20 protein-coding genes are annotated in these 23,190 nt (G+C 62.4%); 16 read left to right on the forward strand and 4 right to left on the reverse strand.

The window, feature by feature from the left end; genetic code table 11:
* Positions 1-36: 36 nt before the first annotated feature.
* The 7 genes from AAFP32_RS06825 (at position 37) to AAFP32_RS06855 (ending at position 11,725) form a co-directional block, all read left to right on the forward strand.
* A complete protein-coding gene (locus AAFP32_RS06825; protein ID WP_350271171.1) occupies positions 37-1,842 on the forward strand; it encodes an ABC transporter family substrate-binding protein in 1,806 nt (601 codons plus the stop codon).
* 101 nt (positions 1,843-1,943) lie between these two features.
* The gene (locus AAFP32_RS06830; RefSeq protein ID WP_350271172.1) at positions 1,944-3,488 is read left to right on the forward strand and encodes an ABC transporter permease; all 1,545 of its coding nucleotides are present in this window, start codon (positions 1,944-1,946) and stop codon (positions 3,486-3,488) included.
* Complete coding sequence (locus AAFP32_RS06835; protein ID WP_350271173.1) at positions 3,485-4,516, forward strand: ABC transporter permease; 1,032 nt, start codon at positions 3,485-3,487, stop codon at positions 4,514-4,516. The genes AAFP32_RS06830 and AAFP32_RS06835 overlap by 4 nt, the downstream gene beginning before the upstream one ends.
* A complete protein-coding gene (locus AAFP32_RS06840; RefSeq protein ID WP_350271174.1) occupies positions 4,516-6,444 on the forward strand; it encodes an ABC transporter ATP-binding protein in 1,929 nt (642 codons plus the stop codon). The genes AAFP32_RS06835 and AAFP32_RS06840 overlap by 1 nt, the downstream gene beginning before the upstream one ends.
* Before the next feature lie 227 nt (positions 6,445-6,671).
* Positions 6,672-8,582 (forward strand): translational GTPase TypA, encoded by a 1,911-nt coding sequence (gene typA, locus AAFP32_RS06845; RefSeq protein WP_350271175.1) that lies wholly within the window; start codon positions 6,672-6,674, stop codon positions 8,580-8,582.
* A 40-nt stretch (positions 8,583-8,622) separates the two neighbouring features.
* Complete coding sequence (locus AAFP32_RS06850; RefSeq protein ID WP_350271176.1) at positions 8,623-9,954, forward strand: PIG-L family deacetylase; 1,332 nt, start codon at positions 8,623-8,625, stop codon at positions 9,952-9,954.
* 13 nt (positions 9,955-9,967) lie between these two features.
* Positions 9,968-11,725 carry a VanW family protein gene (locus tag AAFP32_RS06855; RefSeq protein WP_350271177.1) on the forward strand — a complete coding sequence of 586 codons (1,758 nt, stop codon included), beginning with the start codon at positions 9,968-9,970 and terminating at the stop codon, positions 11,723-11,725.
* Between the two features lie 40 nt (positions 11,726-11,765).
* On the opposite strand, the gene AAFP32_RS06860 is transcribed toward AAFP32_RS06855, so the two are convergent.
* Positions 11,766-12,839, reverse strand: a complete 1,074-nt coding sequence (locus AAFP32_RS06860; protein WP_350271178.1) for a GNAT family N-acetyltransferase — start codon at positions 12,837-12,839, stop codon at positions 11,766-11,768.
* Between the two features lie 200 nt (positions 12,840-13,039).
* Here AAFP32_RS06860 and fdxA point away from each other — a divergent pair, with 200 nt between their 5' ends.
* The 3 genes from fdxA (at position 13,040) to AAFP32_RS06875 (ending at position 15,976) form a co-directional block, all read left to right on the forward strand.
* Entirely contained in the window at positions 13,040-13,363 is a 324-nt protein-coding gene (gene fdxA, locus AAFP32_RS06865; RefSeq protein ID WP_350271179.1) for a ferredoxin, read from the forward strand.
* 3 nt (positions 13,364-13,366) lie between these two features.
* The gene (dapC, locus tag AAFP32_RS06870) at positions 13,367-14,488 is read left to right on the forward strand and encodes a succinyldiaminopimelate transaminase (RefSeq protein WP_350271180.1); all 1,122 of its coding nucleotides are present in this window, start codon (positions 13,367-13,369) and stop codon (positions 14,486-14,488) included.
* Between the two features lie 204 nt (positions 14,489-14,692).
* Complete coding sequence (locus AAFP32_RS06875; RefSeq protein WP_350271181.1) at positions 14,693-15,976, forward strand: citrate synthase; 1,284 nt, start codon at positions 14,693-14,695, stop codon at positions 15,974-15,976.
* Positions 15,977-16,271: 295 nt separating this feature from the next.
* Here AAFP32_RS06875 and dapD read toward each other — a convergent pair whose 3' ends face one another.
* Positions 16,272-17,216, reverse strand: a complete 945-nt coding sequence (dapD, locus tag AAFP32_RS06880) for a 2,3,4,5-tetrahydropyridine-2,6-dicarboxylate N-succinyltransferase (protein ID WP_350271182.1) — start codon at positions 17,214-17,216, stop codon at positions 16,272-16,274.
* A 43-nt stretch (positions 17,217-17,259) separates the two neighbouring features.
* Here dapD and dapE point away from each other — a divergent pair, with 43 nt between their 5' ends.
* From dapE to AAFP32_RS06910, 6 genes are all read left to right on the forward strand, one after another.
* Positions 17,260-18,426: a succinyl-diaminopimelate desuccinylase gene (gene dapE, locus AAFP32_RS06885; RefSeq protein WP_350271183.1), complete on the forward strand. Its 1,167-nt coding sequence runs from the start codon at positions 17,260-17,262 to the stop codon at positions 18,424-18,426.
* Between the two features lie 50 nt (positions 18,427-18,476).
* On the forward strand, positions 18,477-19,253 hold the full coding sequence (locus AAFP32_RS06890) for a TIGR00730 family Rossman fold protein (protein WP_350271466.1): 777 nt from the start codon (positions 18,477-18,479) through the stop codon (positions 19,251-19,253).
* A complete protein-coding gene (gene folP / locus AAFP32_RS06895; protein ID WP_350271184.1) occupies positions 19,250-20,149 on the forward strand; it encodes a dihydropteroate synthase in 900 nt (299 codons plus the stop codon). Before AAFP32_RS06890 ends, folP begins: the two co-directional genes overlap by 4 nt.
* Before the next feature lie 31 nt (positions 20,150-20,180).
* On the forward strand, positions 20,181-20,450 hold the full coding sequence (locus tag AAFP32_RS06900; protein ID WP_350271185.1) for a DivIVA domain-containing protein: 270 nt from the start codon (positions 20,181-20,183) through the stop codon (positions 20,448-20,450).
* A complete protein-coding gene (locus tag AAFP32_RS06905) occupies positions 20,447-21,682 on the forward strand; it encodes a hypothetical protein (RefSeq protein WP_350271186.1) in 1,236 nt (411 codons plus the stop codon). Before AAFP32_RS06900 ends, AAFP32_RS06905 begins: the two co-directional genes overlap by 4 nt.
* Positions 21,683-21,813: 131 nt before the next feature.
* Positions 21,814-21,984, forward strand: coding sequence for a DUF3117 domain-containing protein (locus AAFP32_RS06910; RefSeq protein ID WP_101572516.1), 171 nt, complete (start codon positions 21,814-21,816; stop codon positions 21,982-21,984).
* A gap of 123 nt (positions 21,985-22,107) precedes the next feature.
* Here the strand turns inward: AAFP32_RS06910 and AAFP32_RS06915 are convergent, their stop codons facing one another.
* Complete coding sequence (locus AAFP32_RS06915) at positions 22,108-22,770, reverse strand: O-methyltransferase (protein ID WP_233429323.1); 663 nt, start codon at positions 22,768-22,770, stop codon at positions 22,108-22,110.
* Between the two features lie 12 nt (positions 22,771-22,782).
* Positions 22,783-23,115 (reverse strand): MGMT family protein, encoded by a 333-nt coding sequence (locus AAFP32_RS06920; protein WP_350271187.1) that lies wholly within the window; start codon positions 23,113-23,115, stop codon positions 22,783-22,785.
* Between the last annotated feature and the right edge of the window lie 75 nt (positions 23,116-23,190).

The following is a 23,190-nucleotide window of genomic DNA, read 5'->3' on the forward strand; positions in this document are numbered from 1 at the left end:
GGGCGAAGCAGCCCTGAATGACTACTAGGAGAGAACGTGAAAAAGCGCTTCCTCGCGGCCGGAGCTTCAGTCGCCGCAGCAGCAATGGTGCTCACTGCCTGCACGCCCCCGGGCGGCGGAGACGATGAGAAGTCGTCAGAAAAGTCGAGCGTCAATATTGGTTGGAACGAGTCCTTCCGCTCAATGAACAACCTGACTGCAAACGGCAATGCCGTCTCGAACGCCATTCTCACCTACATGATGAATGACAACTTCGGATACTACGACGGTGAACTCGAGGTCCAAGACGGATCTCTGGGCAAGATGGAGCAGGTCTCCGAAGACCCGCTGAAGGTCAAGTACACCTTCAACGACGATGCCAAGTGGTCCGATGGGACTCCGGTCGATGCAGCTGACTTGGCTCTGACCTGGGCTGGCACTTCGGCAAACTTCAACACCGTCGATCAGAACAATGCTGACGACGGTTCGGTCAAGGAGAATGACGCGAAGACGGTCTACTTCGATTCGTCCACGGCTGGTTCGGCACTCGTCAAGGACTTCCCGAAGATCTCCGAAGACGGTAAGGAGATCACCCTCTCCTACTCGAAGCCCTATGCCGATTGGCAGACCGAATTCGGCGTCGGCGCCGATGGCGTCGGTCTCCCCGCACACATCGTGGCCAAGAAGGCTCTGGGCGTCGACGACCCTGAAAAGGGCAAACAGGCCATCCTCGATGCGATCAAGGACAAAGACACCGAGAAGCTGTCCAAGATCTCGAACACCTGGAACACAGGCTTCGACTTCACCTCGATGCCGGAGGACGAAGATCTTCTCGTCCACAGCGGCCCGTACAAGATGACCGACTTCAAAGAGGGCCAGTACGTCACCCTGGAAGTCGATGATAAGTACACGGGACCGGTTAAGCCGAAGGTCGACACCGTCACGGTTCGCTACAACGGCGATCCGATGGCGATGATTCAGGCGATCGAAAACGGTGAGGTCGATATGACCCAGCCACAGGCCACTGCAGACGTCCTCTCCGCGGCTGAAGACCTTGACGGTGTGACCGTCGATGCGGCCGACGGTGCGACCTACGAGCACGTCGACTTCACTTTTGACAACAAGGGTCCCTTCGACCCCGAGGCCAACGGCGGCGACAAGGAGAAGGCGAAGAAGGTTCGCCAGGCGTTCCTCAAGACCGTCCCCCGCGAGGACATCGTCGACAAGATCATCAAGCCTCTCAACGACAAGGCTGTCACCCGCGACTCATACTCGCAGGTTCCCGGCTCGCCGATGTACGACGCGATCACCAAGGAAAACGGTGTTGCCGACGCCACCGATGTCGACATCGACGAGGCGAAGAAACTCCTCAAGGAGGCTGGAGTCGATGCGCCCAAGGTGCGCATCATGTACGACAATACGAACTCCCGTCGTCAGCAGGAGTTCCAGCTCATCAAGGAATCGGCTGAGAAGGCCGGCTTCAAGATCGAGGACGTCGGAGATGTCAACTGGGGCACCCGCCTCGGCGATGGCACGTACGATGTCTCGTTGTTCGGCTGGCAGTCCGAGGGCACCGGAGTCACTGAGAACGATGCGAACTTCCGCACCGGTGCTCAGAACAACTACGGGGGCTACTCGAACAAGAAGATGGACAAGATTCTCGACAAGCTGCTTGTCTCCAAGGAAGACGAGCAGGAGAAGCTGCTTGTCGACATGGAGAAGCAGCTGAGCGAGGACGCCTTCGGGGCACCGATCTTCCAGTTCCCTGAGTTGACGATCTACCGTGACAAGGTCAAGAACGTGAAGTCCACGGCCGTGTCACCGACCATGTTCTGGAACTACTGGGAGTGGGAGACCAACTGATCCGCGACTGACGCGGTCGGTTCTCCTTCACCCCCAGCTGCTGTGGGGATCACTCTGTGATCCCCACAGCAGCGTTTTCGGAAGATTGAAACGGACACCCCATGACAAGATTCATTCTCAGACGACTCCTCTCGACAGCACTCGTGCTCTTGGTCGTGACGTTCGTCCTCTATCTGCTGCTCAACGTCGCCCTCGACTTCTTCTGGGACCTGCGTTCGAGCACCTCGCCCAACATCGAGGCACTCTATGAGTCCCGTCGTAGACTCCTCGACCTCGACACCCCCGCGATCGTGCGCTACTTCAAGTGGCTGGCCGGAGTGGGCGGCTGCGTGGTCGGGCAATGCGATTTCGGCATCGCTTGGAAGTCTGGCCAGGAAGTCACCTCGCAGCTGCAGGGAGCGATCGTCAACACGGTCAAGCTCATCACCGCTTCGACACTCGTGGCCATCGTGCTCGGCATCGCCGTCGGCATGGTCTCTGCGATTCGCCAGTACTCGGGCTTTGACTACTTCATCACCTTCGTCTCATTCCTCCTGTACTCGCTGCCCGTGTTCTGGGTCGCAGTTCTGCTCAAGCAGTACGGCGCCATCGAGATCAACAACTTCATCAACGATCCGACGCTGAGCAGCTGGGTGCCGATCATCCTCGTCTGCATTGCGATGGGGCTGTTCTGGATGGGAGCCTTGGGGGGCGGCGGAAAACGCCGACTCATCACCTTCTTCGCGGCCACAGTCATCACTTTCGCCGCGGTTTACTACATTCTCGCCAGCGGTTGGCTGCAGCAGCCAAGCATCGGCATCGTGGGAGTCGTCGTCATCGGTTTCGGTGCGGCCGTCGTCATGACCTTCCTGTCGACGGGTCTGAAGAACAAGCGCGTCCTCTACGCTTCCCTGACGATGGCCGTCATCGGAGCTTTGATCTATATGCCGTTGCAGTACCTCTTCTACTACCAGGAGATGAACTGGCTGTGGATGTTGGGACTCCTCGTTGTGACGATCGGTGTGGCCGTCGGCGTGGGTCTTGCGTTCCGCGGACCCGATCCCTGGGACACTGCGCGAACGACCTTCTTCACCGGAATCGTCATCGCCGTCATCATCTTCGCTGACCGCGTGCTGCAGGGGTGGGGCGACTATTCGAACCTGGCCGCGATCAACAACCGTCCGATCGCGACTATCGGTGCTTCGACGCCGAACATCGACGGTGACTTCTGGATCTCGAATCTCGACACGTTCACCCATCTGCTCCTTCCGTCAATCGCTCTGATCCTCATCTCCTTCGCCTCCTACACGCGTTATACCCGCGGCTCGATGCTCGAGGTCATGGGGCAGGACTACATTCGCACGGCACGAGCCAAGGGCCTCAACGAGCGGACGGTCGTCATGCGGCACGCGCTGCGCAATGCGCTGCTGCCGCTGGCATCGATCATCCCCGTCGACATCATCACGATGATCGGCGGTGCTGTGATCACAGAGACGATCTTCGGCTGGAACGGCATGGGCAAACTCTTCATCGATTCGATGAGGCAGTCCGAACTCGATCCGATCATGGCCTACATCCTCATCACAGGTCTGCTCGCCATCATCGCCAACCTCGTCGCGGACTTCCTCTACGCAGTCCTCGACCCCAGAATCCGAGTGAACGCATGAGTACCAACAACGACAATCAGAATGCTCTCGCCCTCGACGATGTCGGGGACAACGCGATCGAAGCCAAAGAAACAGAAGGCCTGTCCCAGGGCAAGATCGTCTTCCGGAAGTTCCTTCGCCACAAGGGTGCGATGATCAGCATCGGCGTCTTCGCCTTCGTGGCCCTCTTCGCCTTCAGCTCGGTCGGATTCGGTCCGATTCCAGGGTGGTGGATCTACAACCACACAGCCTCGGGGCCAGTCCTGAACCCGGGTGGCGCGCCGACCTGGTCGTTCTCGAACTTCTTCTCGTTGGGCCAGCATCCCTTCGGGCAGGACGAGATCGGCCGTGACAATTTCGCGCGTGTGATGAAGGGAACGCAGATCTCGATCATCGTCATGGTCATCATCGGGCTCGTCTGCCTCGTCATCGGCACGATCGTGGGCGCGGTTGCCGGTTACTACCGCGGGTGGATCGATTCGCTGCTCATGCGCATCACGGACGGCTTCATCATCCTGCCCGTCATCGTCATCGGTTCGATCCTCGGCAAGATGGTCGGCGGTGCGAACGGCCCGTTGCTCGGCCTGGCTCTGGGAGCGATCCTGTGGACCGGGCTGGCACGACTCGTCCGTGGTGACTTCATGTCCCTGCGCGAACGTGAATTCGTCGACTCGGCGCGCGTTGCCGGGGCCAGCGACTTCCGCATCATGTTCAAACACATGCTGCCCAACGCCATGGGCGTCATCATCGTCAACACGACTCTGGTGATGAGTCAGGCGATCGTGCTCGAAGCCGCGCTGAGTTACCTCGGCTTCGGCATCCAATCGCCTGGCATCTCCTTGGGCCAGCTCATCAGCGAGTACCAGACGTCCTTCGCCACACGTCCGTGGCTGTTCTGGTGGCCCGGTCTGTTCATCATCGTCATTGCTCTGTGTGTGAACTTCATCGGTGATGGTCTGCGCGATGCGTTCGACCCGCGGATGAAGACCATTCCGAGCTGGAGGAAGATGAAGAAGGCCGAGCGCATGACGCAGAAAGGCAGGAAGTGATGACTGAAGAGACTAGTACAGCCGCATCACCGGTCCTCGACGTCAAAGATCTGGGAGTGAGATTCTGGGTCAATGACGAATGGTGGATGGCCGCCGAGGAGCTCAACTACACGGTCAACGCCGGTGAAGTGCTCGCGATCGTGGGCGAGTCCGGCTCGGGCAAATCACAGTCGAGTATGTCACTGCTCGGTCTGCTGCCCAGCAACGGCCGGGCCACCGGTTCGGCCAAGATGGGCGGCACCGAACTCATCGGCATGTCGCCGGATAAGATGCAGCAGATCCGAGGAAACGAGATCTCCGTCATCTTCCAGGAGCCCATGACGGCGCTCAACCCGGTCTACACGGCAGGTTTCCAGATTGTGGAGACTCTGCGCGTGCACCTGGACGTCGGCCCCACCGAGGCCAAAGAGCGGGCTCTGGAACTCATGCGTCTCGTCGAGATCCCGGATCCGGAGGAACGGTTCCATTCGTTCCCCCACCAGCTCTCGGGCGGACAGCGACAGCGCATCATGATCGCACAGGCTCTGGCCTGCCAGCCGAAACTGCTCATCGCCGACGAGCCGACCACCGCTCTCGACGTCACCGTGCAGGCGGAGATCCTCAAGCTCATGCGTGAACTGAAGTCGAAGCTCGACGCCGGCATCATCCTCATCACCCACGATATGGGTGTGGTCGCCGATATGGCCGACCGCATGATCGTGATGAAGGCTGGCCGCGTCGTCGAATCGGGCAACGCGGAAGAGATCTTCTACAACCCGCAGCACCCGTACACGAAACAGCTCCTCGAGGCCGTGCCGCACTTGGGCGCCGGAACCGGGGGACAGGCCTACGAGACTGAGCTCACCGATGCTCATTCGCCTTCTTCGGACCACGACTCGGATGATCGTCCGAATCCTCACACCGACGGTGGGCGCACGCCAGTCGGGACCAAGGCTCCCGGATCCGCCACCGTCGCCGAGGGCGGAGCGAATCGGACCGACGACCTGGCGGTCGAAGCCAAGGAGATCGCAGAATCCGGTCAGCCCAGCTTCGACATCGAGATGGACTCCACGGAGACCTACTACCACCCCGGGTCTCAGGCCGACTTCTCCAAGCCTTCGGCTCTGCAGCTGCGCGATGCTGCGATCGAGTATCCGGCGATCGGACGGAAGAAGGCGTTCCGCGCCGCACACCACATCAACCTGATGATCGCTCCAGGAGAGGTCGTGGGGTTGGTGGGTGAATCCGGGTCTGGCAAGACGACGATCGGTCGTGCCGCGCTGGGGCTCCTGCCCACTGTCGAAGGCGACATGGTCGTCAACGGCAAGAGCATCAAGGGCCTGAGCAACAAGGCGATGCGCCCCCTGCGCAAGGAAGTCGGGATCGTCTTTCAGGATCCCGGCTCCTCGCTCAACCCGCGCCTGCCCGTGGGCGAGTCAATCGGCGAACCCCTGTATCTCCACGAGGGGATGAAGGGGCCGGCTCTGAGCAAGAGCGTCGAAGAGCTGCTGACCGCAGTCGAGCTGCCCACATCGATGCGCAACCGCTACCCGCACGAACTCTCGGGTGGTCAGCGACAGAGGATCGGCATCGCCAGGGCGCTGACCCTGCGGCCGAAACTGCTCATCGCCGATGAGCCGACCTCGGCACTGGACGTCTCAGTTCAGGCAAAGGTCCTCGATCTGTTCGAGGGTCTGCAGCAGGAGTATGGATTCGCCTGTCTGTTCATCAGCCACGACCTGGCCGTCATCGAACGCATCGCCTCCCGGATCGCGGTGATGCGACACGGCTACCTGGTGGAGATCGGGAAGAGCTCGCAAGTCGTCACCAGTCCGGTTCATCCCTACACCCGGCGGCTGCTGTCGGCGGTCCCGGTCCCGGACCCACGGGAGCAGCGCAAGCGTCGTGAAGCCAGGGACGCCGTCCTGGAGGCCACAGCCAACGCCTGATCTCGGGTCAGCACAGCGGCCGGTACGGGCATTCGGTGGTCGCAGTGGACGGGTCAGATTCGCTTCCGAGCGGATTCTCACTCGACACTGCGGCCACCGAATGCATTCACGTTCGCGTTCCTCTTGCACGGTTTTGACCACCACCTGTCATTTTCGGTCAGCGGGTGGCCGTATAATGGTCTGTTGGGTCCGCACCGGACCAATCTCTCTAGCTCATAAGGTTCTTGATGACTGAAGCCATCACGCGTCGGGAAAACCGCCGCAACGTCGCAATCGTCGCCCACGTCGACCACGGCAAGACCACACTGGTCGACGCCATGCTCCGCCAGACCGGTGTGTTCAGCGAACACGGTGATTTTGCTGAACGCGTCATGGACTCCGGAGACCTCGAACGCGAGAAGGGCATCACCATTCTCGCGAAGAACACCTCGGTTCTCTACAACGGACCGTCTGCTGGTGACGACCATATCGTCATCAACGTCATCGACACGCCGGGGCACGCCGACTTCGGCGGAGAGGTCGAACGCGGCCTGTCCATGGTCGACGGCGTCGTCCTCCTCGTCGACGCATCCGAGGGCCCTCTTCCCCAGACCCGCTTCGTGCTGCGCAAGGCGCTGGCCGCGAAGCTGCCGGTCATCCTGCTGATCAACAAGACCGACCGCGCCGATGCTCGCATCGACGGAGTCGTCGAAGAATCCCAGGACCTGCTCCTCGGCCTCGCCTCAGACCTCGCGGACGAAGTTCCCGACCTCGACATCGACTCGGTCCTCAACGTGCCCACCGTCTTCGCCGCAGCCAAGGTCGGCGCAGCCTCCCTCGAGCAGCCTGCTGATGGTGAGGCCCCGTCCAACCCGGACCTGGAGCCACTGTTCAAGACGATCCTCGAGACCATTCCGGCTCCGGAGATCAACGACGACGACATCCTCCAGGCGCACGTGACCAACCTCGACGCCTCGCCGTTCCTCGGCCGTCTTGCTCTGCTGCGTATCTTCGGCGGCACCCTGCGCAAGGGCCAGCAGGTCGCATGGGCGCGCGGCGATGACATCAGTTCGGTCAAGATCACCGAGCTTCTCGAAACCCAGGGCCTTGACCGGGTCCCGGCCACCGAGGCCTCTGCCGGCGACATCGTCGCTGTGGCAGGCATCCCCGACATCATGATCGGCGACACGCTCACCGACTTGAATAACCCGAAGCCCATGCCTGCGATCGTCATCGACGATCCTGCAATCTCGATGACCGTGGGCATCAACACCTCGCCACTGGCAGGTCGCGAAAAAGGCACCAAGGTCACCGCTCGCATGGTCAAGGATCGTCTTGACCAAGAACTCGTCGGCAACGTCTCACTCAAGGTGCTGCCCACCGAGCGCCCCGACGCTTGGGAAGTTCAGGGACGCGGAGAACTCGCGCTGGCCATCCTCGTCGAGCAGATGCGCCGCGAGGGCTTCGAGCTCACCGTCGGCAAACCACAGGTTGTGACCAAGAAGGTTGACGGCAAGGTCCACGAGCCCTTCGAAGAACTCCAGATCGACGTTCCCGAAGACTACCTCGGAGCCGTCACCCAGCTCATGGCCGCCCGCAAGGGCGTCATGTCGACCATGACGAACCACGGCACCGGCTGGGTCCGGATGGAATTCACCGTCCCCGCACGTGGACTCATCGGCTTCCGCACGCGCTTCCTCACGGAGACGCGCGGCACCGGCATCGCGAACTCCTTCTCGGCCGGATATGGCCCCTGGGCCGGCAACATCGAGTTCCGCATCAACGGATCCCTCGTCGCCGACCGCCCCGGATCCGTGACCCCGTACGCGATGATCAACCTGCAGGAACGCGGCACTTTCTTCGTGCAGCCGACCTCGGAGGTCTACACGGGCCAGATCGTGGGAGAGAACTCACGCGCCGACGACATGGACGTCAACATCACGAAGGAGAAGAAGCTGACGAACATGCGTTCGGCCTCGGCAGACTCCTTCGAGAACCTGACCCCGCCGCGCAAGCTGACCCTCGAGGAAAGTCTCGAATTCGCCCGCGAGGACGAATGCGTTGAGGTCACACCCGGTGCAGTGCGCATCCGCAAGCTGGAACTCGACCCGAAGGAACGCGCGAAGACCTACGCCAAGATGCGTAAACAGAACGCGTGATTTCTCACACCACAGTATGACCTCGAGCGCTCAGGACCCCATGACCGTCGTACCCCGCGTCCTCTTCGTGCATGCTCATCCCGACGATGAGACGATCACGACCGGAGGCACAATTGCCGCGCTAGTCGGCGAGGGGGCGCAGGTCACGGTCCTGAGCGCCACACGAGGCGAGGCCGGCGAGGTCATCCCCGCCGACCTCAAGGGTCTCGAAGGGAATCGGACCGGGCTCGCCCGCGTCCGGGAATCAGAGGTCGCCGAGGCGATGGCTGCACTGGGCGTGCGCGAACACCTATTCCTGGGTGGCGATGCCCACACCTTCGAAGACTCCGGGATGGAATGGGGCGCCGATGGCCACGCCGTCGCAGCCTCTACCATGCCGGCCAATGCTCTCTGTGCTGCCGAACTCTCGACCGTTGCCCGCTACATCGCGGCCGTCATCGACAATGTCCGTCCGCATGCGGTCATCACCTACGCCTCTAACGGAGGCTATGGCCACCCCGACCACGTGCGCGTCCATGAGGCCACCGTCGCCGCCGTCGATGCCGCTGCCTGGAGGACCGGGCGACTGCTGTTCGTCGATGTCCCCGCCGAGGCTGCCCGCGAAACGTTCGACGCTGACCAGCCCGGATTTGCCGAAACCGGCTTCTCACCGGCCCAGACGATTCCCACCAAACCACCCGTGAGTGAGATCGTCGTCGCCCAGGACATCTCTTCGCTCCTGGGGGTCAAACGCGCGGCCTTGGCCGCCCACCGCACCCAGGTGACTGTCTCCGGGGCGTTCTTCGCCCTGTCGAACGGCATCGGCATGAAGATCGTCGACCACGAGTACTACTCCATCGGCGCAGGAACACCCATCTCCTCCCAGCGTCTGCTCTCGGGTCGAGCACCTCACGTGCTCGCTGACCTCGATATCGACGTCTGCGAAACGCAGGCCCCGGGTGCCGCCACTGATGCCGCACCTCTTCGTCGCCGACGTCGGAAGCCGAAGAAGCCCGGCTTCTTCGCCTTTGCCCACGCGGTGGTGCTGGCTGTGCTCATCGGCTTCCTCGGCGCAATGCAGCACCTCAACGTGAGCGTCTTCGACCTGTCGGGCGCCACAGTCATTCTGCCCTGGGGGTTGGCCCTGTCTCTTCTCCTGGCTGCTTGTGGACTCTGGCACCTCAAAACGATGTATCTGAGCTCCTCACCGATGCTGGTCGCCGCATTCGTCATCGTCATCCTCTCCTATGTCCTCGGTCAGCCGACGTGGCTGCCCGGCGCGGACATCATCGTGACCGGCACGCTGCGCTCAGCAGCCTGGCTGATCGGTCCGATGCTCATCGCCGCCATCTTCGCGTTCATCAAGGTGCGGCGGCCCGAAGCAGCACGTTAGAACCGGGAGAATCATGCCCAGGCAGACCCTGTCCCCTTCCTCACCGAACCCCGGCGGGCGCCCGCGGGGTGCTGCGGAGACTCCGAAGCGGAGACCGTGGCTGATCGCTGTATTCGTCCTGCTCGTCCTCGCTGCCATCTACCTGGTGGTCGGGTTCCTCACCGGACGTGTCCTTACGCCGGGGACAACGGTCGTCGGCGTCGATATCGGCGGCCAATCCACCACCGCTGCCGAAGCGACTCTGCGAGAGGAACTCGGTGACAAGGCGGGGGAGAAGATCGTGCTCAAGGCGGGAAAGCCCACCGCCGCACTCGACCCCGAAAAGGCGGGAGTCAGCTTCGACATCCCGGCGACCATCAGCCGGGCCACCGGATTCACCCTTGATCCGGCCATCATCTGGGACCGGCTCTTCGGTGATGACGAAATCGAACCGGTCATCAGCATCGACGATGAAACCTTTGAGGAAGTCACCGGCAAGGTGACTGAATCCCTTGAGATCGAACCAGTCGACGCCGAAGTCAGCTTCGTCAAGGCCAAGCCGGAGATCAAAGACGGTGCCAGCGGTCAGACCGTCGATGCCGGACAGGTGCGCAAAGCCATCGAGGATTCGTGGCTGCGCACCGGGGACGCGCTGCCGGTCACTGCAACCGACGTCGAACCCGACATCACCACCGCTGAGGCGAAGGACGTCGTCGAGGGATTCGCCAAGGACGCTGTGAGCAAGGATCTGAGCGTACGCGCTGAACCTGCGAAGGACGCCGACTCGGATGTCGATGCCGGTGATCTGACGATCAGCTCGACAACGATCGCGAAGACCCTGACATTTGCACCGAAGGACTCGAAGTTGACCCCAGTCTTCGACGAGGAGGACCTGCAGAAACGTGTCCTGGCAGCCAACAAGGACGTGGGCAAGCCTGCCAAAGATGCAAGTTTCACGATCAAGGACGGCAAACCGCAGGTGGTGGAGTCCGAAACGGGAATCGGTATCAAGAAAGACGAGCTGACCAAGGCCGTCACCGACGCCATCACGGGAGAGACCGACAAGCCAACGGTCACGCTCGACTCCGTGAAGCCGGACTTCACCACGAAAGAAGCGAAGAAGGCCGATGTCTCCGACGTGATGTCCGACTTCTCAACCGGCTATTCCTCGGAGCCCAACCGCGACACCAACCTCAAGGTCGCTGCGAAGAAGGTCTCCGGCACAGTCGTTCAGCCAGGGGAGCAGTTCTCCCTCAACGAAGCCATCGGACAGCGCACGGCGGCCAACGGATATAAGGCTGCGGGAGTCATCTCGAATGGACAGATGAAGGAGGACTTCGGTGGGGGAGTCTCCCAGGTGTCGACGACGCTGTTCAACGCCGCCTACTTCGCCGGCTTCGACCTGGACGAACACCAGGCGCATTCGCGCTATATCTCCCGCTACCCGGAAGGCCGGGAAGCCACACTGGACTGGGCGACGATCGACATGAAGTTCACGAACACGTCGAAGCAGCCGATCGTCCTCGACATGTACCTATCCGGCGGAGAGGTCCACGCGAAGGTCTTCGGTGACAAGAAGCTCAAGGTCGAGTCGGACTCCTCCGGCCGGTACAACTACAGTTCGCCCGGGTCCATTACCGATTCGGGTCCCGAGTGCAGGCCTCAGTCTCCAAAGCAGGGATGGTCGATCAAGATCACGCGGACGATGGAGGACATCGAGTCGGGTAAGACGTCGAAGGACTCATTCGTCACCGTCTATCGGCCGGTGAACAAGGTTGAGTGCAAGGACTGATCCGCCGCAATCGCTGAGGTGCCTGAGCCGCTGACGAGCCTCAGCCGCGGCTGGCGAACCAGGATCGGTGACGGACTGTGGCACCAAGTGAGGTGAAGAGGTTCAGCGCGGCTTCATTGCTCGCCTCCACATCAACGAGGTAGGAGCGGACTCCTCGCTGCGACAGCAGGGCTGCAGCAGCCCTGGCCACGGAACGGCCGGCCCCGCGCCGGCGCAGATCGGGACGGGTGACGAGATTCGTCAACACACCCCATTTGCTGCGTTCGACGATCCGGGCACTGGCCACCATCGACCGACTGCCATCCGGACGATCGGCGAAGGCCGTGACGAACTCACACGGATCTGAGGCTTCGATGAGCCCACGGAGTGCCTCCTCCGAGCCCGGATCGCGCTCACTCGTCCACGCCGCATAATGCATGGGGCTCGGCTCTTCGCTGACGTCGATCGACAGCCCGGGTGCAGCCGCATCACCGGGATGCGCCGCTCCAGCAGCCGCCTCGGCGGTGGAACCGGCCAGCAGGAAGACCGGTTCGGAAGGGGAATAGCCCCGGGCCGAAAGCAGTGGCGCCAGACCCTCGCACGCCGGGGCCAGTGAACTGGAATCCTCGCTCGAATAGATCTGGATGCAGCTTGGCTTCTCCCGTGCTGAGTACCAGGCTTCGACAGCATCGAGGCTCTGCTCCCAGTCCATTCCGGTGTCTGTGACGGGCAGGCAGCTGTTGGCGCGTCTGGTCACCGATTCGGAGCTGCGCAGCAGCCATCCCTTCTGCAGCAAGCCGATGTCATTGGCATCTTCGGCGCTCTCGTTGCGCAGATTCTCCATGTGCAGCCAGGAGATGTCCTGCGGCAGCCATGCCGCGGCCGAAATCCTGCGCAGGTCGACGGCGGAGACGATCTCGTGGGTGCGACCCGATTTGGTCGGTGCTGGTGGAACTTCGTGGACGAGCATGATCTGTTCTCGGGTGATCCGAATCGGTCCGCGCTTGGTCCCGATCTCCACCGATGACTCGTCTGCGCTGTTGACGACGCCGAGGGCATCCGAGGTCGAGTGCGTATCACCGGGCTCGAGCAAATACCGCACGACCACTCTTTTGCCGGGCTGCAGATCGTCCACTTGTCGCCTTCCGCCGAAACGTCTTGGAGCTCTTGCACCTCCAGCCTAATCCAGGGTGTATCGCAGCCGCTGCAGGCGTGACGGGGGACACGAATGTGAAAGAAGGATCACGTCGACCCGATGGGACCCCGCGGGGCCAGTAGGCGTAGTCTTAGGCTGTATACGTGCAATCTCGTTGAGTCTTAATAGGAGTCGAACTCGTGACGTACATCATTGCCCAGCCTTGTGTCGATCTGAAGGACAAGGCCTGCATCGACGAATGTCCGGTCGACTGCATCTATGAAGGTGAGCGCAGCCTTTACATCCACCCAGACGAATGCGTCGACTGCGGTGCCTGTGAGCCGGTCTGCCCCGTGGAGGCGATCTTCTACGAAGACGACACTCCGGAGGAATGGGCGGAGTACTACAAGGCCAACGTCGAATTCTTCGATGAGCTCGGGTCACCCGGTGGCGCCGCGAAGCTGGGCAACACCGGCCTGGATCACCCGATCATCGCTGCTCTGCCTCTGCAGCAGCACGACTGAGCCATGTCGTCTCGCTTCGGCCTCAACCTGCCCGACTATCCATGGGATCGACTCACCGAGTTTCGCAACCGTGCCGCAGAGCATTCCGACGGTGCCTGTGACCTGTCCATCGGCACACCGGTCGATCCCACCCCACAGGTGATCCAGTCTGCGTTGGCAGCCGCCAGTGATGCCCATGGCTACCCGACGACGGCGGGAACGGGTGAGCTGCGTGAAGCCATTGCCTGGTGGTACCGGAACTGGCATGGGGTCACGCTCGACCCCGCAGCCGAGGTGCTGCCCACGATCGGTTCGAAGGAACTGGTTGCATGGCTGCCCACCCTGCTGGGGCTGCGCCAGGCGGGTCTGGACGTAGCCTGCCCCTCGGCGGCCTACCCGACCTACGAGATGGGTGCCACAATCGCCGGTGTCAATTGCCGTCGCCTCGACGCGGCAGACGTGGCCGCCGGTGCCCCCCTCGACGGGATCGGTCTGCTGTGGATCAACACCCCGGGCAATCCCACGGGTGAGGTGCTCGACACCGACACCCTCGCCGAGGTTGTCCGCCGTACGCGCAGCGCCGGAGTCGTCCTTGCCTCCGACGAATGCTACGGACTGCTCAACTGGGAATCCGAGTCACCGGCCCCGAGCATTCTCAATGCCACTGGTGGCGATCACAGCGGTGTGCTCAGCGTGTATTCGATGTCGAAGCAGTCCAACCTCGCCGGGTACCGTGCAGCCTTCGTGACCGGAGACAGCCAGCTCATCGGCGATCTCACCAAGTCGCGCAAGCACGCCGGCATGATCATGCCGTTTCCAGTTCAGGCTGCGATGGTCGCCGGTCTGCGAGACACTGCTCACGTTGTTGAGCAGAAGGAACGCTACCGGGCTCGTCGGGACCTGCTGCGCAGCGGACTCGAAGCCTACGGATTCCGCATCGATCACTCGAGCGCCGGGCTGTATCTGTGGTCGAGCGCGAACGCCAACTGCTGGGACTCTCTGTCGGAATTGGCAGACCTCGGCATCATCGCCGGTCCCGGCGAATTCTATGGTGAGGCGGCTACTGACCATGTGCGCATCGCACTGACTGCAAGCGATGAGCGCATCGGCGCGGCCGCGCAGCGCTTGCATAGGGCAGCCGGCTGAGTCGTTCGACGGCCACAGGGCTGGTCAGGTGAGTATCCGAATGAGACTGAGAGAACCCTCCGTACGGCCAGTTCAGGCAGGTTACCGACCAGTTCGGGTAGGTGGCTGTGATTTTCTGATTCTTACAGTTATCGGTAGTCTTTGAGGGAATTGTGCAAGACACCTCAGGAAGTTCTTGAGGTGGGTCGAGGCTGAGGAGAACATATGCCATCGGATGCGAGTCTGCAGGTCGGGGACACGAAACTGACGTTGCCCGAGGTGACTCCCTCCGCAGGCAACAACGGATATCGCATCGGCTCCCTGCTGAAAGACACCGGTGCGGTGACCTATGACCCAGGGTTCGCCAATACGGCATCAAGTTCCTCGGCCATCACCTATATCGACGGTGACGCCGGAGTTCTGCAGTATCGCGGCTATCCCATCGAGCAGCTCGCCGAGCATTCCAACTTCGTTGAGGTCAGCTACCTGCTCATTCACGGAGAACTTCCCACTCAGGAGCAGTTCGACGCATTCGATGGTCGGCTGCGCGGACACACCATCGTCCACGAGGATCTGCGTCGCTTCTTCCGGGCCTTCCCCTATGATGCGCATCCGATGCCCATGGTGGCAGCTGCGGTCGCGGCTTTGTCGACTTTCTACCAAGACGACCTCGACGTCTTTGACGAAGGTCAGGTTGACACTTCTACATTCCGTCTGCTTGCGAAGATGCCGACGATCGCGGCCCTTGCCCATCGCAAGAACATGGGGCTTCCGGTCATCCACCCGGACAACTCCTTGAGCCTCGTGGAGAACTTCCTGCGGGTGAACTTCGGTGTTCCCGCAGAGGAGTACGAGCCGGACCCGTTGGCCGTCAAAGCCATGGACCAGCTCTTCATCCTCCATGCCGACCACGAGCAGAACTGCTCGACCTCGACTGTTCGACTCGTGGGCTCATCGCAGGCCAACCTGTTCCAGTCGATCTCAGCTGGCGTCAACGCCCTGGCCGGGCCGTTGCACGGCGGCGCGAACTCTGCCGTGCTTAAGATGCTGCAGGAGATCTCGGCCTCCGACGACGGTCCGGAGAAGTTCATGGAACGGGTGAAGAACAAGGAAGACGGCGTTCGTCTCATGGGCTTCGGTCACCGTGTGTACAAGAACTACGACCCTCGTGCGAAGATCATCAAGAAGACCGCCGACGAAGTCCTGGCTCGCTCCGGCGGCGACCCGCTGCTCGAAGTGGCCCAGAAGCTCGAAGAGATCGCTCTGGCCGATGACTACTTCGTCGAACGCAAGCTGTACCCGAACGTGGACTTCTACACGGGCCTGATCTACAAGGCGTTGGGGTTCCCGACGAACATGTTCACGGTGCTCTTCGCCGTCGGCCGTCTGCCGGGTTGGATCGCCCAGTGGCGCGAGATGATCAACGACCCGGAGACCAAGATCGGCCGTCCGCGCCAGATCTACACGGGTGCCTACTCGCGCGACTACAAGGACATGAACGACCGCTGATCTCACGGCCGGTGCTCACAGGCACCGCTGGTGTTCAGTCCGCCTCGCTCCAAATACGTCCTACACTCAGAACTGCTTCAACCCGTTGCGAGACGGTGATATGCAGCTGAGTGTAGGGCGTATTGTCATGTCGGCCCGGGCCGCTCGTTCCAGCGAACCATCTAGGGTTGTTGGGCGCTGAGACAGGCTGAGGCTGAGGCACGACGAGGGCGCGCCCACTTTCGCGAACGCGCCCTCGTCGGTGTCGCTTCAGAGTGTCCTCAGTGAACTGAGCCTGAGCGAGTTGAAGTGAGGCTCAGTGGAGGTCGGGGTTGAGCTCGATGCCCTTGGACGAGCGTGAGATCGCCTCGACAGCGCCGGTCACGGAATTGCGGCGGAACAGGATGTTGTTCTGACCGCTGAGTTCGGAGGCCTTCACGACCGTCTCGTCCTCACCTGGAACGGTGACGCGAGTGCCGGCGGTGATGTAGAGCCCGGCCTCGACGATGCAGTCGTCTCCGATGGAGATTCCCACGCCGGAGTTCGCACCCAGGAGGCTGCCGTTGCCGATCGAGATGCGGTGCGTGCCGCCGCCGGAAAGGGTGCCCATGATCGAGGCACCGCCGCCGATGTCGGAGCCGTCGCCGACGACGACGCCCTGGGAGATGCGTCCCTCGACCATGGCTGACCCCAGCGTGCCGGCATTGAAGTTGACGAAGCCCTCATGCATGACGGTCGTGCCGGAGGCCAGGTGTGCTCCGAGGCGCACGCGATCCGCATCGGCGATGCGCACACCTGAGGGGATGACGAAGTCGGTCATGCGCGGGAACTTGTCGAGGCCGTAGACGGCGACGGGGCCGTTGGCCAGCAGCTTCGCGCGGGTGGTCTCGAAGTCCTCCGGAGAGCAGGCCCCCGCGGATGTCCATACGATGTTCGCGAGGTGGCCGAAGATCCCGTCGAGGTTGATGTCATTGGGAGCAACCACACGATGAGACAGTGCGTGCAGACGCAGGTAGGCGTCGGCCGCCGAAGCGGGACCGACGTCGAGGTCGATCGTCGTGGTCACGACCTCGGTCCGGGTGCCTCGAGCTTCGTCGGTGCCGACGAGCCCATCGAGCCCGTCGGTGTTCGCGCGGGAGGCGGCTGTTGCCTCGGCGGCGTCCGGGGTCTCTCCCGTGCTCAGGGTGGGGTACCAGGTGGTGAGGACGGAGTCATTGTGCAGGGTGGCCAAGCCACGTGCGGAAACTATGCGTTCTGTCATGCCACCAAGACTAGTCGGTGGCGGCAGTACTAGGCTAAGCGGTATGACTGTCGATCCATCTGCTGAGACCGAATCCGTTTTCACTCCCACCGGTGACCTGGCCGACTACCTGTTCGAGGCTCTCAACGACCCGGCCGAGCTCACGGGTCGCCTGTGTGCCATCGAATCGGTCTCCGGCAATGAGACAACGATCACCGATGCCGTCGCCGAGGTGCTGGAGCGTATCGGTGCCGGACCCGGTCCGGAACTGGAGGTTCTGCGCGACGGCGACACCATCGTGGCCCGCACACAGTTGGGTCATTCCGAACGGATCGTCGTCGCCGGCCACCTGGACACGGTTCCCGTGGAGAACAACCTGCCGCCCCGACGCACACGCCTCGCCGGCAGCGACTACACCGACGACGAAGTCATCTGGGGCAGGGGCGCCTGTGATATGAAGGCCGGGGTCGCGATGGCACTGGTCACTGCCGCGAATCTGCGCGAACCGAACCGTGACGTCAGCTGGGTCTTCTACGACCACGAGGAGGTCGACGCCTCCCTCAACGGACTCGGCCGGGTCACCCGCAACCATCCTGACTGGCTGGGCGGTGATTTCGCTATTCTCGGTGAACCTTCGAACGCTTCCGTCGAGGGCGGCTGCAACGGCACCATCAGGGTCAACGTGTCCACGGTCGGAGTTCGTGCCCATTCCGCACGCGCCTTCATGGGAGTCAACGCCATCCATGCCGCTGCAAAGGTGCTGGGGCGCCTGGCCGAACACGAAACCGGAACCGTGAACGTCGATGGACTCGACTACCGTGAGTCCCTGTCCGCCGTGTCGATCTCCGGGGGAGTCGCGGGCAACGTCGTGCCCGATGCCTGCACGGTTGCCGTTAACTACCGTTTCGCCCCGAGCAAGTCCGCGACCGAGGCAGAGGGCTTCCTGCGCGAGTTCTTCACCGGCTTCGACGTCGTCGTCACGGACGCAGCTGAAGGTGCCAGACCCGGCCTCGATCGGGCGATCGCTCAGGATTTCATCGACACCCTTGGCGTCTCACCCGCACCGAAGCTGGGATGGACCGATGTTTCGCGGTTCAGCGCACTGGGAGTTCCCGCCGTGAACTTCGGGCCCGGCAATCCCCTGTACGCCCACAAGTCCGATGAGCACGTCGCCGTCACCGAGGTCGAAGAGGCCAGCCGGACGCTGCGCGACTACCTCGAAGGGCGTTGAGGCCCGTGAGCGAGCACTCTCCGTCCCCCGATGAACCCACTACCGGCGATCTGGTCACAGGCGAATCTCCCGGCGACGACTCCGCGCCCACAGATGCGGCGTTCTACAACAAGGGCCCGCTGCGTCTGCGCGGCTCTCAGGTGCCGACGACGACCACGGACCAGCGCCTGCTCGAATCCCGTGGAACCTCCGACTGGGTCCACGAGGACCCCTGGCGGGTGCTGCGGATCCAATCCGAATTCGTCGAGGGCTTCGGATCCCTGGCAGAGATCGGACCGGCCGTGTCGATCTTCGGCTCAGCCCGGCTGAGTGCAGACACGCAGGCCTATCAGGATGCCCGCGAGATCTCGCGGCGCATCGCCGCCCGCGGCAACGCGATCATCACCGGTGGCGGACCAGGCATCATGGAAGCCGGCAATCTAGGTGCTCGGGAGGCCGGGGGAGTCTCGATCGGCCTCGGCATCGAACTGCCTTTCGAATCCGGGCTCAACGACCACGTCGAACTCGGCGTGAACTTCCGTTACTTCTTCGTTCGCAAGACGATGTTCCTCAAATATTCACGGGGCTTCGTCGTCATGCCCGGCGGCTTCGGCACCCTCGACGAACTCTTCGAAGCCTTCACCATGGTCCAGACCGGCAAGGTCACCTCCTTCCCGATCGTGCTCTTCGGCGCCGCCTACTGGCAGGGCCTCATCGACTGGATGACGACGACCCTGGTGGCCGAAGGCACCATCAACGACAGAGACATGAACCTGTTCGCCCTGACGGACGACATCGACGAAGTCGTCGACATCATCGGCACCGAAATCGACGGAGCCGGACAGTGAGGGACGCAGCGGAACTGAGCCCTCACCTCGGCGGCTTCGACTTGTCACTGGCCCGGCCGGGCAATCCTGCCATCATGGCCGTGATCAACCGGACCACGGACTCGTTCTACGAATCCGCGTCCACCGCCGAGGAAGCCATCGACGCCGTCGAAACCGCCGCGCAGGAGGGTGCGCATATTGTCGACATCGGTGGGGTGCGGGCCGGCCGCGGCAGGGAGATCTCCATCGCCGAGGAGATCGACCGTGTCTGCCCCGTCATCGAAGCCGTCGCTCACAGCCACCCCAATGTGCTCATCAGCGTCGACACCTGGCGACACGAGGTTGCCCAGGCTGCCTGCGCCGCGGGTGCGGGACTGCTCAACGACACCTGGGCCGGTGTCGATCCCGAGCTGGCGTCCGTCGCGGCGAGGAATGACGTGGGCATCGTCTGCTCACATACGGGCGGTCTGTCTCCACGCACCGATGCCCACCGCAACCGGTACGGTCTGACCGCCGGTGAGGTTGTCGACCGGACCCTGGCCGGAGTGATCGGGCTGGCCGAGGCCGCACTGGATGCCGGTGTCGCGGCTGAGAAGATCATCATCGACCCGACACCTGACTTCGGAAAGAACACCTATCAGTCGCTGCGGCTGCTGCGCGAACTTCAGCGGTTCACCGAAACCCGATTCCGGGTACTGCTGGCCATCTCCCGCAAGGACTTCGTCGGCGAGGCCATCGGCGGCGTGGAACCGGCGCAGCGTCTGCACGGAACGATCGCTGCCACCGCCCTGGCCGTGGCCGAGGGTGCCGCGATGATCCGCACCCACGACGTTCGCGCCACTGCAGACGCCATTGATGTGACCCTGGCGATCACCGGAGATGCGGTTCCCAAACACACCGTGCGCGGCCTGCGCTGAGCAGTCGAGCCCACTGTGAGAAAATGACGTTATGCCATTGTGGATTGTGATCGGAGTGGCCGCGGCGATCTTCGTGCTCGTGATCGTGCTGGCGGCAACATTCAACGTCTTCTCCGCCGAATCTGCCGAGGAGACCGAAACAGTGTGGGAGCCCCTGGATCACGACTTCACGCCGGAGGATCTCGACGGACTTTCGTTCCGGCCCGCGCTGCGGGGCTACCGTATGGAAGACGTCGACGACGCGGTGAGAGTTCTGCGCACTCGCATCCTCGAGCTGGAAGCCGCACGCGGGCAGCAATGAGCAGAGCCCACGACCTCCCCGGAATCACCCTCGCCCCCGAAGTCTTCAGCTCCTCCCGCTTGTCCCGGTTGAGCACCCTGTTCCTCACCCTGCCCGTGTGGGTCCAGGCCATCGCCGTCTACTTCGTCTCACGAGTCGTGAGCATCTCGATCTTCGCCGCTGTCCTCAAACGCCAGGATCCGGCGAACTGGTCCTCAAGCCCGGTCACCACCACCCTCAACGACTTCCTCAACTTCTGGGACGGCGGCTGGTACAGCCGAGTCGCGAAGGAGGGCTATCCGAGCATCCTGCCGGTCAACGAAACGGGAGCAGTGACGGAGAACCAATGGGCGTTCTACCCGTTGCATCCGGGCGTGGTCGGCAACCTCTCGAGCGTGACCGGCTTGAGCTACGAGGTGATCTCACCGATCGTCTCGACGGTCGCGGCTGGGCTCGCCGCCATCGTCATCCTGGCACTGTTTCGCAAATACACCGACCCGGGGCAGGCTCTGACGGGTCTGGCTCTCGTCATGTTCTTTCCTCCGGCAGCCATCTTCTCCACCGGGTATGCGGAGTCCCTGACGCTCCTCCTGCAGGCCACCGCGCTTTTCCTCGTCGTCGAACGACGCTACCTGAGCGCGATCCCTGTCGTGTTCCTGATGGATCTGTCCCGCCCCATCGGTGTCGCCTTCTCCTTCTTCATGCTGCTGCACCTCATCGACCGAATGACTCACCGCAGGCAGGATGCGTATCCCGCCGCCGAGGTGGTCCGATCCTGGACCTTGGGTGTGCTCTCGTGCGTCGCGGCCCTCCTCCACCCCGCTCACGCGTGGTTGACGACGGGGTCGGTGACTGCGTACACGGACACCGAGGCGGCATGGCATACGGGGGAGTCGACCTACCTGGTGCAGTGGCTGGCTCAGGCCAACAGTCTCATCGGTCCGCTGGGTCCGGTGCTCCTCTTCGTCGTCATCGCGGGAATGCTGGCACTGATCTTCTCGCCGGCGGGAGCGAGGATGGGCAGAACCATGCAGTACTTCTGTTTGGCCTACGGTGTCTACCTGCTCATCTTCTTCACTCCGCAGACCTCGACGCTGCGGCTTCTGCTGCCGCTGTTCCCGATGGCGCTGACCCTGTCGCTGGTCCGCTCTCGTGGGTACAGGGCGGCGGTGCTATGCGCATTCATCCTGCTCCAGATCGTGTGGGTCGCCTACCTGTGGCATTTCACCCCACCGGCAGATCTGCCGCCCTGAAGGCCCTGACCAGATGTCGGAATTCGGTCGAGTTACCCGTCCTTGACCGGATCATGGAATAATCATAGGTACAACATTCGGTCCATCGAGCGTGAACCGTCTTTGCAGGATCAACGGAAGGAAGAGCCCACATGGCAGCCCAGAAACCCCGCACCGGCGACGGACCTCTGGAAGTGACCAAAGAAGGTCGAGACATGGTGATGCGGCTTCCAGTCGAGGGCGGAGGCCGTCTGGTGATCGAACTCAGCAGAGATGAAGCCACAGATCTGCGTGACACCTTGGCCGAGACCTTGGGTCAGTGATCAGCACAGCACCCTTCCCCAGCTGAGCGATCAGCTCAGCGAAACGAACAGCAGAGACTTCGCAGAGTCTCTGCTGTTTTTGCATTCACAGCCGTGTCGGACCGTTCAGCCTCGGGCGACAGTTCAGCGCAGTGTCTTCTGCACCATCAGCAGGCCCTGGCCGATGGGCAGGAGGACGCGTTCGAGGCGCTCCTGTTCGGCCAGACGGTTGAGAAGTCCACGTGCCGCCTGTGTCCGGGGCGAACGGTCAACGGGATCGGCCACACCGCCCTTGAGTAAGGTCTGGTGGATGACGAGGAGCCCGTGCGCGTCGAGCAGACGAAGTGCAGGCTCGATCATGCGTTCGAGGTTCGTCGGCTCCGAGTCGATGAATACCATGTCATAGGCGCCCGGTGCCAGGCGGAGGAGGACGTCTTCGGCGCGTCCGCTCATCAGGCGCAGACGGCTGTGTCGGATTCCTGCCATGTCGATGAGGTCACGGGCGGCGCCCTGAGCTGTGGAATTCGTGTCGATCGAAGTCAGGATCCCCGCTTTGGGCATTCCCCGCAGCAGCGCCAATGTCGAGGTGCCTGCCCCTGTGCCGACTTCGACCGCGGCCACAGGGGTGAGCAGCCGGGCCAGAAGGGTCAGCGTCGACGCCGTCGTCTGCGACACCGGGGCCAGACCGTTTTCGTGTGAGAGGGCCCGTGCGGCATCCAGGAGCGGGTCGGGCCCGTTGTATTGTTCGGAGAAGGTGAGATCACCTGCATTCTCGCGTGACAATCGACCCTCGCTTTCGGCTGACATTTGGTTCTCAGTCTAACTGCTCCCAGGGTCGATTCCGTGGGTTCGCCACAGCTCCTCCAGATCATCGATGTCGATGAAGGCCGACCTGCTCGCCTTCTCATGCGTGTGCGGGGTGCCCTCGTCGTCCCAGCGCCCGCGAGCGGTGGGCAGCAGAGCCTCCGGCAGCACCCCCGCGGCGTTGACGACCCTCCACCAGGTGACGTTGGAACCGAATTCCTTCATCACTCGTCCGACGTAGCGTGGCGAGCAGGAGGCGACCAGTCCGACGGTCCCGTAATTGACCACGTTGCCCATGGGCACGAGTTCGACGATGCGCAGCACTCGTTCCACCACCACCTCGTCCATGCGCTCAATTCCCTCCTGTGCTCTGCGGCCCTGCCTTGGACACCCAGGTGTCCGAACGGGCCTGCGGTGTGTCAG

The sequence above is a fragment of the Brevibacterium sp. CBA3109 genome, from assembly GCF_040256645.1.
GTDB classification, from domain to species: domain Bacteria; phylum Actinomycetota; class Actinomycetes; order Actinomycetales; family Brevibacteriaceae; genus Brevibacterium; species Brevibacterium koreense.

Excerpts from the sequence above, each read along its gene's own strand:
- AAFP32_RS06920 (WP_350271187.1), bottom strand. The coding sequence starts at position 23,115 with ATGGACGAGGTGGTGGTGGAACGAGTGCTGCGCATCGTCGAACTCGTG.
- dapD (WP_350271182.1), bottom strand. The coding sequence starts at position 17,216 with ATGACAGAACGCATAGTTTCCGCACGTGGCTTGGCCACCCTGCACAAT.
- AAFP32_RS06905 (WP_350271186.1), top strand. The coding sequence starts at position 20,447 with ATGAGCAGAGCCCACGACCTCCCCGGAATCACCCTCGCCCCCGAAGTC.
- AAFP32_RS06915 (WP_233429323.1), bottom strand. The coding sequence starts at position 22,770 with ATGTCAGCCGAAAGCGAGGGTCGATTGTCACGCGAGAATGCAGGTGAT.
- AAFP32_RS06875 (WP_350271181.1), top strand. The coding sequence starts at position 14,693 with ATGCCATCGGATGCGAGTCTGCAGGTCGGGGACACGAAACTGACGTTG.
- AAFP32_RS06855 (WP_350271177.1), top strand. The coding sequence starts at position 9,968 with ATGCCCAGGCAGACCCTGTCCCCTTCCTCACCGAACCCCGGCGGGCGC.
- AAFP32_RS06910 (WP_101572516.1), top strand. The coding sequence starts at position 21,814 with ATGGCAGCCCAGAAACCCCGCACCGGCGACGGACCTCTGGAAGTGACC.
- AAFP32_RS06830 (WP_350271172.1), top strand. The coding sequence starts at position 1,944 with ATGACAAGATTCATTCTCAGACGACTCCTCTCGACAGCACTCGTGCTC.
- dapC (WP_350271180.1), top strand. The coding sequence starts at position 13,367 with ATGTCGTCTCGCTTCGGCCTCAACCTGCCCGACTATCCATGGGATCGA.
- dapE (WP_350271183.1), top strand. The coding sequence starts at position 17,260 with ATGACTGTCGATCCATCTGCTGAGACCGAATCCGTTTTCACTCCCACC.
- AAFP32_RS06840 (WP_350271174.1), top strand. The coding sequence starts at position 4,516 with ATGACTGAAGAGACTAGTACAGCCGCATCACCGGTCCTCGACGTCAAA.
- AAFP32_RS06850 (WP_350271176.1), top strand. The coding sequence starts at position 8,623 with ATGACCGTCGTACCCCGCGTCCTCTTCGTGCATGCTCATCCCGACGAT.
- AAFP32_RS06835 (WP_350271173.1), top strand. The coding sequence starts at position 3,485 with ATGAGTACCAACAACGACAATCAGAATGCTCTCGCCCTCGACGATGTC.
- AAFP32_RS06900 (WP_350271185.1), top strand. The coding sequence starts at position 20,181 with ATGCCATTGTGGATTGTGATCGGAGTGGCCGCGGCGATCTTCGTGCTC.
- typA (WP_350271175.1), top strand. The coding sequence starts at position 6,672 with ATGACTGAAGCCATCACGCGTCGGGAAAACCGCCGCAACGTCGCAATC.